Annotated in this window: 14 protein-coding genes; 5 read left to right on the top strand and 9 right to left on the bottom strand. The window is 70.5% G+C overall.

Translation table 11 applies throughout. The features are described 5' to 3' along the window. Positions 1-52: 52 nt before the first annotated feature. Together ACWTPI_RS00660 and ACWTPI_RS00655 are read right to left on the bottom strand one after the other, a co-directional pair. A complete protein-coding gene (locus tag ACWTPI_RS00660) occupies positions 53-904 on the bottom strand; it encodes a type III pantothenate kinase (protein ID WP_454732429.1) in 852 nt (283 codons plus the stop codon). 11 nt (positions 905-915) lie between these two features. Then, on the bottom strand, positions 916-1800 hold the full coding sequence (locus ACWTPI_RS00655) for a biotin--[acetyl-CoA-carboxylase] ligase (protein WP_454730724.1): 885 nt from the start codon (positions 1798-1800) through the stop codon (positions 916-918). Between the two features lie 213 nt (positions 1801-2013). On the opposite strand from ACWTPI_RS00655, the gene ACWTPI_RS00650 reads away from it, so the two are divergent. From ACWTPI_RS00650 to ACWTPI_RS00630, 5 genes are all read left to right on the top strand, one after another. Beyond that, the gene (locus ACWTPI_RS00650; protein WP_369796940.1) at positions 2014-3186 is read left to right on the top strand and encodes an MlaE family ABC transporter permease; all 1173 of its coding nucleotides are present in this window, start codon (positions 2014-2016) and stop codon (positions 3184-3186) included. Further along, on the top strand, positions 3183-4091 hold the full coding sequence (locus ACWTPI_RS00645) for an ABC transporter ATP-binding protein (RefSeq protein ID WP_454730723.1): 909 nt from the start codon (positions 3183-3185) through the stop codon (positions 4089-4091). Before ACWTPI_RS00650 ends, ACWTPI_RS00645 begins: the two co-directional genes overlap by 4 nt. Continuing rightward, positions 4088-5029, top strand: coding sequence for an MlaD family protein (locus ACWTPI_RS00640; RefSeq protein ID WP_043367619.1), 942 nt, complete (start codon positions 4088-4090; stop codon positions 5027-5029). The genes ACWTPI_RS00645 and ACWTPI_RS00640 overlap by 4 nt, the downstream gene beginning before the upstream one ends. Positions 5030-5163: 134 nt before the next feature. Then, the gene (locus tag ACWTPI_RS00635; RefSeq protein ID WP_454730722.1) at positions 5164-5775 is read left to right on the top strand and encodes an ABC-type transport auxiliary lipoprotein family protein; all 612 of its coding nucleotides are present in this window, start codon (positions 5164-5166) and stop codon (positions 5773-5775) included. 10 nt (positions 5776-5785) lie between these two features. Then, entirely contained in the window at positions 5786-7018 is a 1233-nt protein-coding gene (locus tag ACWTPI_RS00630; RefSeq protein WP_059414704.1) for a VanZ family protein, read from the top strand. 711 nt (positions 7019-7729) lie between these two features. On the opposite strand, the gene ACWTPI_RS00625 is transcribed toward ACWTPI_RS00630, so the two are convergent. The 7 genes from ACWTPI_RS00625 to lipA all read right to left on the bottom strand — a co-directional run bounded on the left by ACWTPI_RS00625 (position 7730) and on the right by lipA (position 13931). Further along, positions 7730-7981 (bottom strand): hypothetical protein, encoded by a 252-nt coding sequence (locus ACWTPI_RS00625; RefSeq protein ID WP_454730721.1) that lies wholly within the window; start codon positions 7979-7981, stop codon positions 7730-7732. A 31-nt stretch (positions 7982-8012) separates the two neighbouring features. Continuing rightward, a complete protein-coding gene (locus ACWTPI_RS00620) occupies positions 8013-8963 on the bottom strand; it encodes a DUF979 domain-containing protein (RefSeq protein ID WP_020205371.1) in 951 nt (316 codons plus the stop codon). 6 nt (positions 8964-8969) lie between these two features. Beyond that, positions 8970-9713, bottom strand: a complete 744-nt coding sequence (locus ACWTPI_RS00615) for a DUF969 domain-containing protein (protein WP_020423918.1) — start codon at positions 9711-9713, stop codon at positions 8970-8972. A 108-nt stretch (positions 9714-9821) separates the two neighbouring features. Next, complete coding sequence (pxpA, locus tag ACWTPI_RS00610; protein WP_059414702.1) at positions 9822-10562, bottom strand: 5-oxoprolinase subunit PxpA; 741 nt, start codon at positions 10560-10562, stop codon at positions 9822-9824. A 79-nt stretch (positions 10563-10641) separates the two neighbouring features. After that, entirely contained in the window at positions 10642-11667 is a 1026-nt protein-coding gene (locus tag ACWTPI_RS00605) for a 5-oxoprolinase subunit C family protein (protein WP_059414700.1), read from the bottom strand. Then, complete coding sequence (gene pxpB, locus ACWTPI_RS00600; RefSeq protein ID WP_059414698.1) at positions 11664-12314, bottom strand: 5-oxoprolinase subunit PxpB; 651 nt, start codon at positions 12312-12314, stop codon at positions 11664-11666. The genes ACWTPI_RS00605 and pxpB overlap by 4 nt, the downstream gene beginning before the upstream one ends. Positions 12315-12935: 621 nt before the next feature. After that, a complete protein-coding gene (gene lipA / locus ACWTPI_RS00595) occupies positions 12936-13931 on the bottom strand; it encodes a lipoyl synthase (RefSeq protein WP_020205366.1) in 996 nt (331 codons plus the stop codon). Positions 13932-13952 lie beyond the last annotated feature (21 nt).

Below are 13952 nucleotides of genomic sequence, written 5' to 3'. Positions count from 1 at the left end.
GTCAGGCAGCGCGCGCGCGGCGCGCGGAACAGGTTGGGAAGACCATGCGCGGTCAGTCCGGCAGGATGCCCGCGCCGTGCCGCGCGGCCATGACATGCAGGCCGAGCAGCACGAGATTATCGTGCATCTCGAACGGCATGCAGAGCGCCTGGGCGAGGATGTGGCGCGCGCCGCCCGAGATCAGGCAGCGCACCGGGCCGCGTCCGGACAGCGCGCGCCAGGTGCGCTCCACCGCACCGGCCTGCGCGGCCAGGCAGCCGGCGGCGATGGCGTCGCGCGTGTTGTCGGCCCACGGCACGGACAGGCCGGCATCGCTGGCGTCCAGCGTGGGCAACTGCGCCGTGTTGCGCGCCAGCGCGCCCAGCATCAGGTCCACCCCGGGCAGGATCAGGCCGCCTTCGAAGCGGTCCTGCGCGCTCACCACGTCGAGCGTGGTGGCGGTGCCGGCGGTGACGATCAGCAGCGCGCCCTGCGGGCGGTAGCGGCGCGCGCCGATGCTGCCGGTCCAGCGGTCCACGCCGAGCTGGCAGGGATCGCGGTAGCCGTTGACGAGGCTGCCGAAGCGCGGCGCCGAGCGCACCCAGGTGACGCCGGCGCCGGCGCCGAACACGGCATCGAGCGCGGCCCGCAGGCTGGCCGCCACGGCCGTGCCGGCCACGTTGCTGACCCACACCTGCGGCCGCGCGCCGCCAGCGGCGTCGCGCAGCGCGCCCCACTTCGGCAGCAGCGCGGCGAGCTCGCCGTGGGCCGCCGCGCCGGCGTGCCGCCACGGCGTGGGCAGCGGGCCGTCGGCCGGCGCATCGGCGGCGGCGGCGTCAGCGGCAGCGGCGGGCAAGTCCTGCGTGCACCAGGCCCATTTCAGGCGGGTGTTGCCGATGTCGATCAGCAGCCGCGGCGCCGGCATGGCGGCGGCGCTCATGCCGGCGCCCCGCCCGCGCCGGCCGGCGCGGCCCGCAGCGATACCTCGCCGCTGGAGATGCGCTCCAGCCCGGCGGCCGTTTCCAGCAGCAGGTGGCCGTCGCCGTCGACGCCGCGCGCCAGGCCCTCGGCCTGCACCTGGCCGTCGTGCAGCAGGCGCACCGGCTGGTCGCGGAAGGCGTCGCGCGCCGACCAGCGCGGCGCCATCGGCGCGAAGCCGTCGGCGATGAAGGCCGCGCGCATCGCCGCCAGCCGGTTCAGCACGGCGGCCAGCAGCGCGGTGGGGTCGGGCGCGGGCAGGTATTCGGCCACGCCGGCCAGCTCGCGCCCGAGCGCGGCTTCCATCTGCGCGTCGCGCACCAGGTTCAGGCCGATGCCGATCACCGCCCAGACCCGCCGCGGCCCCGCCGGCACCGACTCGATCAGGATGCCGGCCAGCTTGCGGCCGCCGATCTGCAGGTCGTTGGGCCATTTGAGGCGGACCGCGGCGCCCAGGCGCGCGTCGTGGTCCGCCAGCGCTTCAGCCAGCGCCAGCCCGACTGCCAGGCTCAGCCCGCTGAGCTGCGACGGCGCCAGCGGCAGCGGCAGCGCGACCGAGAAGGTCAGCCCGGCCTGCCCCTGCCACGGGCGGCCCTGGCGCCCGCGCCCGGCGGTCTGGTTGTAGGTCAGGCGCAGCGTGCCGGCCTCGCCCCACGGCGCGGCGCGGCTGGCCAGCATGAGGTCGGCGTTGGTGGAGCCGGTTTCGTCGACCGCCCCGAGGGCCCAGCCGCGCGCGTCGCCGTCCAGGGCGGCGCGCAGGCGGTCCATGTCGATGCGCCAGGCCGGCGGCGGCGAAGGGGGCAAGAGTGACGAAGGCGGCGGCAGCGGAGAGTCAGCGGACATGCGGGGCGATGGGCACGGAAAACACGGAAAGCGCGAACATGGAGAAGCGCCGTGGCGCGCGCGGCGGGGCCGGCGCGGCAGGGCCTGCCCGCATTGTAGCCGCGCCGTCCGCGCGGCAAGTGCGCGGCAAGCATGGGACAAGCGCGCAGGCGGGACGCACGGAACGCGGAAAATCCGCGGCCGGCGCGCGGCCCCGTCCTTCCGGCGCCCGCTATGCCTGCGCGTGGCTTAGAATCGAGACTTGCCCATCACTTCCCCCATCCATTGGAAAGCCTGAGCACGCCAGCCATTGAAGTGACGCGCGCGGACGGCGCGGCAACGGCGCACCTGCGCGGCGACTGGACCGCGCTCGCGCTGTCGGACTGCCATCGCGCCCGCGCGCTGCGCCACGAACTGCACACGGTCGGCGCCGACGCGCAATGGTCGCTGGCGGGCCTGGGCCGGCTCGACCACGTCGGCGCGCAACTGATGTGGCAGGCCTGGGGCAGCAAGCTGCCCGAGCGGCTGGAAGCCAATGAAGCCCAGCGCCGCGTGTTCGGCCGCGTGGCCGGGCTGCGCCGCGAAAACTGGAAGAAGCACATGGTGGACCGCTTCAACCCGGTCACGCTGCTCGGCGCCTCGATCCTGTCGATGCTCGCGCAGCTCGCCAACGGCGTGACCATGCTGGGCCAGCTCGCCTTCGACCTGCTGCGCTTCGCGCGCGCGCCACAGCGCGGGCCGTGGCGCGAGATCTCGGCCAACATCTACAGCATCGGCTACAAGGCGCTCGGCATCACCGCGCTGGTGGGATTCCTGATCGGCATCGTGCTGTCCTACCTGTCGGCCAACCAGTTGCGCATCTTCGGCGCCAGCATCTTCATCGTCAACATCCTCGGCATGGCGGTGATCCGCGAGCTCGGGCCGGTGCTGGCGGCGATCCTGATCGCCGGGCGCTCGGGCTCGGCCATCACCGCGCAGATCGGCGTGATGCGCGTGACCGAGGAGCTCGACGCCATGCGCGTGATGGGCATCTCGCACGGCTTCCGGCTCATCATGCCGCGCGTGATCGCGCTGGCCGTGGCGATGCCGCTGCTGGTGGCCTGGACCGACGTGATGGCGCTCAGCGGCGGCATGCTGGCCGCGCACTTCCAGCTGAACATCAGCGCGGCCTTCTTCCTGCGCGCGCTGCCCGACGCCGTGCCGGTGGCCAACCTGTGGCTGGGGCTGGGCAAGGGCGTGGTGTTCGGCATGCTGATCGCGCTCACGGCCTGCCACTTCGGCCTGCGCATCCAGCCCAACACGCGCAGCCTGGGCGAAGGCACCACCGCCTCGGTCGTGACCTCGATCACCGTGGTGATCGTGGCCGACGCGATCTTCGCCATCCTCTTCAAGGACGTCGGCATATGAACGCGGCAGCCATCGCGCCCTCCGCGCCGGGCGGCGTGCAACCCGACCAGCGCACCACCGTGATCGAGGTGCGCCGCCTGGTCAAGCGCTTCGGCGAGGCGGTCGTGCACGACGATCTGAACCTCGACGTCTACCGCGGCGAGGTGCTGTCCATCGTGGGCGGCTCAGGCAGCGGCAAGACCGTGCTGCTGCGCCAGATCGTGGGGCTGGAGCGCCCCACCTCGGGCACCATCCGCGTGTTCGGCGAGGACCTCAAGACGCTCGGCGCGGCCGCGCTGCAGGCGCTGCGCAACCGCTGGGGGCTGCAGTTCCAGCGCGGCGCGCTGTTCTCGGCGCTGTCGGTGATCGACAACATCGCGCTGCCGCTGCGTGAACTTCGCACCCTGCCCGACGATCTGATCTGCCAGGCTTCGCTGCTCAAGCTGCAACTGGTGGGCCTGAGCGCGCGCGACGCGGACAAGATGCCGTCCGACCTGTCCGGCGGCATGATCAAGCGCGTGGCGCTGGCGCGCGCGCTGGCGCTGGAGCCGGAGCTGGTGTTCCTGGACGAGCCCACCGCGGGGCTGGACCCGATGGCCTCGGACGACTACGTGGCGCTGATCCGCGAGCTGCGCCGCGAGCTGGGGCTGACCGTGGTGATGGTGACGCACGACCTCGACACGCTGGTGGCGCTGTCGGACCGCGTGGCGGTGCTGGCCGACCACAAGGTGCTGGCGGCGCGGCCGATCCGCGAGCTGGTGCGCATCGACCACCCGTTCATCCGCGAATATTTCCTCGGCGAGCGCGGGCAGCGCGCCATGCAGGCCCTGCCCCCGGCGCCGGCGGCGGGACCGGCAAGTCCGGCGCATCCGGCAAGTCCGGCGGATGCGCCGGATCCGGCGGGCCCGCAACCTGGAGAAGCATGATGGAAAACAAGTCACACGCCTTCCTGGCCGGCGTGTTCACGATCGGCCTGGCGGTCCTGGTGCTGTTCTCGATCTTCTGGTTCAGCAGCGACCACGCCGTGCTCGTGCCCTACGACCTCATCACCCGCTCCACCGTCAACGGCCTCGGCCCGCAGGCCGACGTCAAGTACCGCGGGCTGGACGTGGGCAAGGTGGACTCGATCCGCTTCGACCCCGCCGTACCGGGCCAGATCATCGTGCGCGTGAGCGTCGACCGCAACACCCCCATCACCACCACCACCTACGCCACGCTGAGCTTCCAGGGCGTGACCGGCATCGGCTACGTGCAGCTCGACGACACCGCCACGCAGAACGGCGGCCAGCCCTCGCCGCACCTGCCGACCTCGCCCAAGTCGGTGGCGCGCATCGCCATGCGCGCGGGCTTCTTCGAGGAACTCGAAAAGCGCGGCGACTCCCTGCTCACCCAGCTCGAGACCCTGATGGACTCGCTCGGCGACATGTTCCAGCCCAACAACCGGCGCGACCTGATGGAGGCGATCCGCTCGGTGCGCACCACCGCCAACGACTACTCGCGCCTGGCCCACACGATCGAGCCGGCGATGCGCCAGTTGCCGCAGGTCACGGAAAACCTCAACGCCACGCTGGCCTCCACGCGGCGCCTGACGCAGGAGCTGGCCAGCCCGGACGGCACCGTGCTGCGCACCGTGGGCAGCATCGGCCGCGACCTGCAGGGCGCCGCCGATTCGGTGCAGTCGGCCGCCGCCGGCGTCAGCCAGGACACGCTGCCGCAGGTCAACGGCCTGGCCCGCGACGCGCGCCAGACCATACGCAGCATCGACCGCGCCGCCAGCCAGTTCAACGACAGCCCGCGCAGCGTGCTGTTCGGCGGCCCGTCGGCCGCGCCGGGGCCGGGCGAACCCGGCTTCACGGCGCCGTGAAGCCATCGACGCGCCCCCTCGCCACCGCCGCAGCCATCCGCCGCGATAAGGAAGCCGCCATGCAGGAAGCCGCCATGCCGCGTACCCGCGCCAACCCTCCGAGCCAACCGCCTGCGGGCCAACCCGGGCACGCCATGATGCGCCTCGCCGCCCGCTTCCGTGCCGGCACCGGCGCGCTGGCCGCCCTGGCCGTCGCCGCCGCGCTGGGCGGCTGCGCGTTCGCGCCGGCCGCGCCCACCATCACCTACGACCTCGGCCCGCCCGCCGGCGCCGCGCCCGGCGCCACGCCGCTGCCGCGGCTGCGCGTGGCGCAGACCGACGGCCCGACCTGGCTCGACGGCAACGGGCTCTACTACCGCCTGCACTACGCCCAGGCCGAGCGCCTGCAGCCCTACGCCACCCAGCGCTGGGTGATGTCGCCGGTGCGCCTGTTCGACGAGCGCCTGCGCGAAGCGGTGGCCTCGCGCGGCGCGCTGACCTGGTACGGCGACACCGCCGCGCCGGCGGTCAAGGTCGACATGCTGGAGTTCGAGCAGGTCTTCGACAGCGCCAGCGCCAGCCGCGGCGTCATCCGCGTGCGCGCCACGGTGTTCCGCAGCGGCCTGATCGGGCAGAAGACCTTCGTCGCCGAGCAGCCCGCGCCCACGGCCGACGGCGCCGGCGGCGTCAAGGCGCTGGCCGCGGCCAGCGACGCCATCATCGCCGCCATCCTCGACTGGGCGGCCACGCTGCCGCTGCAGCAATAGGCGCCGCCGCATGGCATCGGCTCCCCCGCCGTCCTCCCCGCCCCCCGAGCTGCCGTCCGCGCCGCCACCGGCATCGCGCCACTCGCCGCTGGCGCGCGTGGGCCTGCTGTGCTTCACGCTGCTGGTGGTCTACGGCAGCCTCTACCCGTTCAGCGGCTGGACCGACAACGGCATCTCGCCGCTGGCCTTCCTCACCGCGCCCAAGCCGCGCTACCTGACCGAGTTCGACATCATCACCAACGTGCTCGGCTACTGCCCGTTCGGCGCGCTGGTGGTGCTGGCCCTGCACCCGCGCGTGTCCGGCGCGCGCGCCACGCTGCTGGCGCTGGCCGCGGGCGCGGTGCTGTCGGGCGTGATGGAGGCGCTGCAGACCTGGCTGCCCAACCGCATCTCGTCCAACATCGACCTCATCACCAACGCGCTGGGCGCGCTGCTCGGCGGCGCCGTGGTGGCGCCATTCTCGGCCGCGCTGATCGACCGCGGCTCGCTGCGCCAGCTGCGCATGGCGTGGTTCGAGCCGCATGCCAGCTTCGCCATCATCCTGATGCTGCTGTGGCCGCTGGCGCAGATCTTCCCGCAGGACTACCTGTTCGGCATGGGCGGCATCGTGCGCGAGTGGCTGTCCGATCCCGACTCATGGCCGGTGCAGTGGCTGCAAGGCATGTTCCCCGCGCTGCCCGGCATGATCGAAAGCATCGGTCTGCTGCGCCCCGACGATGCGCAGGGCCAGCAACTGGTCGAGTCGCTGGTGACGGCATGCGGCTGGGTCGGCACCGGCCTGTTCGCCTCCGCCGCGATGCGCCGCCATGCGCCGATGCTGCGCATCCTCGCCGGCCTGCTCGCCGCCACGCTGCTGCTCAAGGCGGTGGTAGCGGAAATCCAGTTCCCCGACGACAACGCCTTCAACTGGCTGTCCGACGCGGGCCGCTTCGCGCTGCTCACCGGCTCGCTGGTGCTGGTGCTGCTGCTGCGCCTGCCGCGCTGGCTGCGCGGCGCGCTGGCGCTGGCCACGCTGATGGTGCTGCTGGTGCTGTGCAACCTGCTGCCGCCGAATCCGTACTCATGGATCTCGGAACAAGGCTGGCGGCTCGGGCGCTTCATCCACTTCAACAGCCTGTCGCAGTGGCTGGGGTGGCTGTGGCCGTTCCTGGCGCTGTTTTATCTGGTCTGGCGGTTTGAGCAGTTTCAGATTGACCGGCGGAGTTTGCGGAGGGCGAGGAGGAGGAGGGGTGGTGGGGGGTGAGGGGGATGCCTGTGTCTGTGGGCCTGGCGGCCCGGGATTTGTGGTCCATTTGCGCTGCTTGGCGTCAAGTTTCGGCTTCAAAGTTTGCGGCTGGACGTCGACTTCTGAATGTCGACTTCTGAACGTCAACGGTTGAACGTCAACGGCTGAACGTCAAAGTCAACTTCAAAGTCAACTTCAAAGTCAAAGGCTTTCGCTCCCCCGGAGCGACCTACTTTCTTTTCCCCGAAAAGAAAGTAGGCAAAGAAAGCGGGCTGCCTGGCCGGCAGGGGCAGAAACGTTGGGATTTCTAGTGTTGCTGGTTTCGTGGTGGGGGCGGTGGTTCTGCTGGGATTCTGCCGGTACCAGCTTTTGCGTCCACGTTCTCTCGGGTGGTGTTCGATTCGTGGTGGCGCTGCATGATGGCGGTGGCCCAGGCCCTTCGGGCTGCTGCCGCGACCGGGGCGGAGGGGATCGTCGTAGGGTCGGTGCTGGTTTCGTGGTGGGCGTGGTGGCCCCCATTCGATCTCGGTGCCAAACGGTTTTGACTTGAGAGGCAATCCGATTCAAAGCAACCCAGCACACCCGCGCTGGGTCCACCGCGCCCACCATGAAACCAGTGCCGGTGCTACGCCGTGACCGCCAAAACCGGTAACGGCAGATGCCCGAACCAGCAGTGTGCCGGCCATCATAGGTCTGACCCCGAAACCCATACCGCCAGCCAGATCGTGGCTAGCCGAACCGGTAACGGCAAGATGCCAGCAGAACCGCAGGCCCCACCACGAAACCACCAACAACCAGCAACACTGTTCGGCTCTGCCCCTGCCGGCCAGGCAGCCCGCTTTCTTTGCCTACTTTCTTTTCGGGGAAAAGAAAGTAGGTCGCTCCGGGGGAGCGAAAGCCTTTGACTTTGATGTTGACTTTGACTTTGAAGTTAAAGCCTTTAAGGCCGTTGAAGTTAAAGCCCTCCCAAAAAAAATCCACTCTAACCCCAACGCCAAAACTCAAAAAAACCTCACATCAAGAAATACAACAACCCAATATTAGCCACCAAAATCAACAACGCCGTAGGCACCTGCGCCCGAATCACCGCATTCTTGTCGTCGAGCTCCAGCAGCGCCGCCGGCACGATATTGAAGTTGGCCGCCATCGGCGTAAGCAGCGTGCCGCAGTATCCCGAGAACATCCCGATGGCCGCCATCACCGCCGGGTTGCCGTGGAACATGTTGACCAGGATGGGCACGCCCACGCCGCCGGTCATCACCGGGAACGCGGCGAAGCCGTTGCCCATGATGACGGTAAACAGCGCCATGCCCACGCAGTACACCACCACGGCCACCAGCTTGTAGTCCATGTTGATGTAGGCGGTGGTCAGGTGCGCCACGGCCTTGCCCACGCCGGCGTCGGCGAACACCAGGCCCAGCATGGCCAGCATCTGCGGCAGCACCAGCGCCCAGCCGAGCGACTCGGTCAGGCGGCGCGATTCGCGCATGCCCTGCATCACGGTGTCGCGGGTGAGCCAGCATGCGGTGCCGAGCGCGATCAGGCAGCCGATGCCGAGCGAGACGAAGGTCACGTTCTTGGGGTCGAGCAGCGGCAGGCCGGCGAGCTTCACGTCCTTGAACAGCACGGTGCCGATCACCGTCACCAGCGGGATCAGCAGCGCCGGGATGAACAGCTTGTTGCTCAGGCGCTTGGCCGAGGCGCGGCGCTCGCCCTCGGGCAGGGTGCCGTGCTTGCCGTGGCCCACGCCGCCGAAGCCGGCGATCAGCGCCATCACCACCGCGCCGATGCCGACGATGGCCGGCGGCAGCTTGTCGCCGACCAGGAAGACCAGCGCGTAGAGCGCCCAGAACAGGCCGGTGGAGAGGCGGCGCGGATGCTCGCGGTCGGCGAAGGTCATCAGCGCGGTGATGGCCAGCACCAGGCCGGCGAGCCAGTAGAGATAGTCGATGGATACGATCATGATGGCTTACTCCCCGCCCTTGGCGTTGGCTGCGACACCGGCTGCGCCGGGCGCGGCGGCGCGGCCGCCCATCTCGCGGGCCAGCCAGCCGTCCAGGCGCTTGAGGCGCACCGCGTGGATCAGGAACGCGCAGACCGCGGTGGGGATGCCCCACACGGCGATGTGCAGCGGCTCCACGTCGATGTTCGACGACAGCAGGAAGGTGTGCATCAGCGCGATCGCGCCGAACGCCACGAAGATGTCCTCGCCGAAGAACAGGCCGACGTTGTCGGTGGCCGCGCAGAAGGCCAGCACGCGCTGGCGCACCGGCTCGGGCAGCTTGCCGAAGCGCGCTTCCGCCGCGCCTTCGGCCATCGGCGCGAGCAGCGGGCGCACCATCTGCGGATGGCCGCCGAGGCTGGTCAGGCCGACCGCGGCGGTCAGCTCGCGCACGCCGAGGTAGACGATCAGCAGGCGCCCGACGGTAGCCGAGGCGATTCGCGAGATCCACGCCTGCGCGTGCTCGCGCAGCCCGTGCCGCTCGAGCAGGCCGATCACCGCCAGCGGCAGCAGGATGATCAGCGGCAGGTTGCGCGTCTTGACGAAAGCGGTGCCGATCGCAGTGAAGATCTGCGTGACCGGCATGCTCGCGGCAAGGCCCGTGGCGATGGCGGCCAGGGCCACCACCATCATGGGATTGAAGCGCAGCACGAAGCCGAGAATGATGATACCGACCCCGACTAGGGGCCAGAGATTGACTGCCTGTTCCATGAGAGACACCAGTAGCGTGTGATGGAGGCGAGTGCCCTGCGCCGCGTCATGCTGCTCGACGCCCGCGGGGCACGGTGATGCCGGGACCGGAAGCGCGCGGCGCGCGCTTCAGGCTCCGGCGCGGATTGCGATGCCTTCGGCGCCGAGCCGCTCGCGGATGCGGCGCGCAAAGGCAAGCGCGTGCGCGCCGTCGCCGTGCAGACACACGGTTTCGGCGCGAATCGGTACCCAGGTGCCGTCGATGGCGCGCACGCGCTGGCCGCGCACCATGTCGAGCGTCTGGCCCAGGGCCACGTCTTCGTCCTCGTGCAGCGCGCCCGGCGTGCCGCGCCTGACCAGCGAGCCGTCGGGGTTGTAGCCGCGGTCGGCGAAGACTTCTTCCTTGACCTTGAGGCCGGCCTCGCGCGCCACCTTGACCATCGCGCTGCCGGCCAGGCCGAAGAAGACCAGGTCGGAGTCGAAATCGCGCACCGCGCGCACGATGGCGTCGGCCAGCACGGGGTCCTTCGCGGCCTGGTTGTAGAGCGCGCCGTGCGGCTTGACGTGGGCCAGCTGCCCGCCCTGCGCGCGCACCAGCGCGGCCAGCGCGCCGATCTGGTAGAGCACGTCGGCGTACACGGTGTCGGGCGCGAGCTGCATCTCGGTGCGGCCGAAGTTCTCGCGGTCGGGGTAGCTCGGGTGCGCGCCGATCGCCACGCCGGACGCCAGCGCCCAGCGCACGGTCTGCAGCATGGTGGCGGCGTCGCCGGCATGCCAGCCGCAGGCCACGTTGGCCGAGCTGATCAGCGTGAGCAGCTCGCGGTCGGTGCCGCAGCCTTCGCCGAGGTCGGCATTCAAGTCGATGTGCATTGCATTACTCCTGGTTCTGTCCTTGCCGGCGATGCGGCCATGTCCGTGTGCGGGTCATTCGATGCGGGCGGACACCATCTCACGCCACCGCCAGCCGCGTGCGCGTGCGCCGCCGCGCCGCGATCACCATGCTGCCGTCGCCCTGCCACTGCAGGGCCTGGTCGACCTGTTGCAAGTAACGGTCCAGCTCGGCCTGGGCGGCGGCGGCCTGCTCCAGCGTCACCCGCGCGAAGCGCACGGGCGCGCCCAGCGGCACCTGCGCCAGCCGCCACAGGTCGGCGCCGATCACCACGCCGATCTTCGGATAACCGCCGGTGGTCTGCGCGTCGGCCATCAGCACGATGGGCTGGCCGGCCGGCGGCACCTGCACCACGCCGGGCAGCACGCCGTGCGAGAGCAGGTCCGCCGCGCGCGCGGGCTCGCGCGCCAGCGCCGGGCCCTGCAGCCGCAGACCCATGCGGTTGCTGTTGGGCGTGACGGTCCACTCGGACTGCCACAGCGCGTCGCGCGCGGCCGGCTCGAAATCGTCGTACTCGATGCCGGGCAGCATGCGGATCGGCACCGCGTCGCCGAGCTTCTTCACCGGCAGCGCCCACGCCGGCGCCTGCACGCCGAGCCAGTCGCTGTCGTCGGCCACGCCGGGCCGGCCGGCCGCGAGCCGGTCGCCTTCGCGCAGCGCGCGGCCGGCGAAACCGCCGAAGCCGGCCTTGAGATCGGTGCTGCGCGAGCCCATCACCGGCGCCACGCCGATGCCGCCGGCCACGCACAGGTAGGTGCGCGTGCCGCCCTGCGCGGCCGACAGGGTCAGGGTCTCGCCGCGGCGCACGTCGAAGGCGTGCCACGACCACACCGGCACGCCGTCGAGGTTGGACTTGCAGTCGGCGCCGGTGAGCGCCACGCGCATGTCCGCGTGGAAGCGCACGGCGGCGCGGCCGAGGGTGAATTCGATGGCGGCCTCGCCGGCCGCGTTGCCGAGCAGGCGGTTGCCGATGGTGAGCGCGACGGTATCGAGCGCGCCCGCGGTGCCCACGCCGAAGCGGCGGAAACCCGGGCGGCCGAGATCCTGGACCGAGGCCAGCGCGCCGGGACGGAGAATTTCGATCACGCCAGCAACTCCTCGACGACGAAGCGCACGGTATCGCCGGGCGCGAACAGGGAAGGCGGATCGCGGTCGGCCACGAACAGCTCGCTGTCCGTGTGCCCGATCAACTGCCAGCCGCCGGGCGCGGCGGCCGGGTAGATGCCGGTCTGCTCGCCGCCGATGCCGACCGAGCCGGCCGGCACCGACAGCCGCGGCTCGTGCCGGCGCGGCGTGGCCAGCGCGGGATCGAGCCCGCCCATGTAGGCGAAGCCGGGCTGGAAGCCGAGGAAGTACACCACGTATTCGCCGGCGCTGTGGCGGCGCACCACTTCCTGCGCGCTCAGCCCGGTGTGCGCGGCCACGTCGGCCAGGTCGGGGCCGTATTCGCCGCCGTAGCGCACCGGGATCTCGACCAGCCGGCCGGTGGCCTCGCGCGCCTCGCCGGATGCCCAGGCGAGCTTGAGGTTGCGCTCCAGCGCCTGCGGGTCGGCGTCGTGGTCGAACACCACGGTGAGGTTGTTCATGCCGGGCACCGCATCCACCACGCCGCGCCATTCGGCGGCGCGCTGCGCCATGGCCCAGATGCGGCGCTGTACGTCGAGCGAGGCCGGCGGCGGCACGCTGCACAGCAGCGCGCGCTCGGCCAGGCGGTGAACGGAACATCGGAACATGGAAAGGCACCGGGAAGGGACCTGACTTGCAGTGTAGGCGCGCGCACCGGACTCGTCAGACGCGGCGCCGGCCGCGAAGCGGTCCGTTGCAATAATCTTTTTTCATCGACAATTTATCGATGAATTCATGATAACCAAACGAGAAGATGATGGGGCTAGGTGTAGACCCTAGGACACTGCCGGGACGGCGGGAGGGACCGGCGCAGCCCCGCCCCGCCTTGGTGCAGGCCGCACCGCGAGGGCGCCGGACGCGCGTCCGCGGCGAGCCGGGCAGTCTCGTTACGAGCCACGGCGGTGCAGGAACGGCGCGGCAGGCGGGCCGGGCGCGCAGGCGGGGGGAAGTCGCGGAAAGCAGAATTTTTTGCGCCGCCGGGAGGAATCGTGGCGTGCCCGCAACGTTCGGCGTGCTGGCGACGGGATGCGAGGGGCCGAACGCGGGCCAAAGACGCGCATGAGAAAGGCGCCGACAAAGAAAAACGGCCGGTGGAAACCGGCCGTTCAGGCTGCTGACGAGATCAGCTTGCTGTCTGCGTTCTGCCCTCTCCCGCGCGCGGGAGAGGGGAGCAAACCTTCGGCAATCGAAGGCTTGCCTGCCCGCGCATCAAGAAAACCGGCGCCGGCTCAGGCGAAGCCGGCCTGATGCGCCTGCTGGTCGGCGTGGTACGAGCTGCGCACCATCGCGCCCACGGCGGCGTGCGTGAAGCCCATCTTGTAGGCTTCGTCCTCGAACATCTTGAAGGTGTCCGGATGCACGTAGCGCATCACCGGCAGGTGGTGGCCCGACGGCGCCAGGTACTGGCCGATGGTCAGCATGTCGATGTCGTGGGCGCGCATGTCGCGCATGACTTCGAGGATTTCCTCGTCGGTCTCGCCCAGGCCGACCATCAGGCCGCTCTTGGTGGCCACGGTCGGATTGCGCCGCTTGAACTCCTGCAGCAGCTTGAGCGAGTGCGCGTAGTCGGCGCCCGGGCGGGCCTGCTTGTACAGGCGCGGCACGGTTTCCATGTTGTGGTTCATCACGTCGGGCGGGCCGGACTGGAGGATGTCCAGCGCCTTGTCCAGGCGGCCGCGGAAGTCGGGCACCAGCACTTCGATGCGGGTGGCCGGCGAGAGCGCGCGCGTCTGCGTGATGCAGTCGACGAAATGCTGGGCGCCGCCGTCGCGCAGGTCGTCGCGGTCGACGCTGGTGATCACCACGTAGTTCAGGCGCAGCTGCGCGATGGTGCGCGCCAGGTTGCCCGGCTCGTTGGCGTCGAGCGGGTCGGGGCGGCCGTGGCCCACGTCGCAGAACGGGCAGCGGCGCGTGCACTTGTCGCCCATGATCATGAAAGTGGCCGTGCCCTTGCCGAAGCATTCGCCGATGTTCGGGCAGCTCGCCTCTTCGCACACCGTGACCAGGTTGTTGGCGCGCAGCACGTCCTTGATCTCGTAGAAGCGCGAATTGCCGGTGGCCGCCTTGACGCGGATCCACTCGGGTTTCTTGAGCTTCTCGGCCGGCACGATCTTGATGGGGATGCGCGCGGTCTTGTCGGCGGACTTCTGCTTGCGGGTCGGGTCGTACTGCTCCGCCTGGGGTTGCGGGGCTTCGCTGGAAGAGGCGATCAGGGCGTCGCTCATAGTGTTCTCCGCACGCGCGGT

The organism is Cupriavidus ulmosensis, from assembly GCF_977008105.1.
The sequence above is the reverse complement of the archived record's forward strand: the minus strand, read 5'-3'. Positions and strand labels throughout refer to the sequence as shown.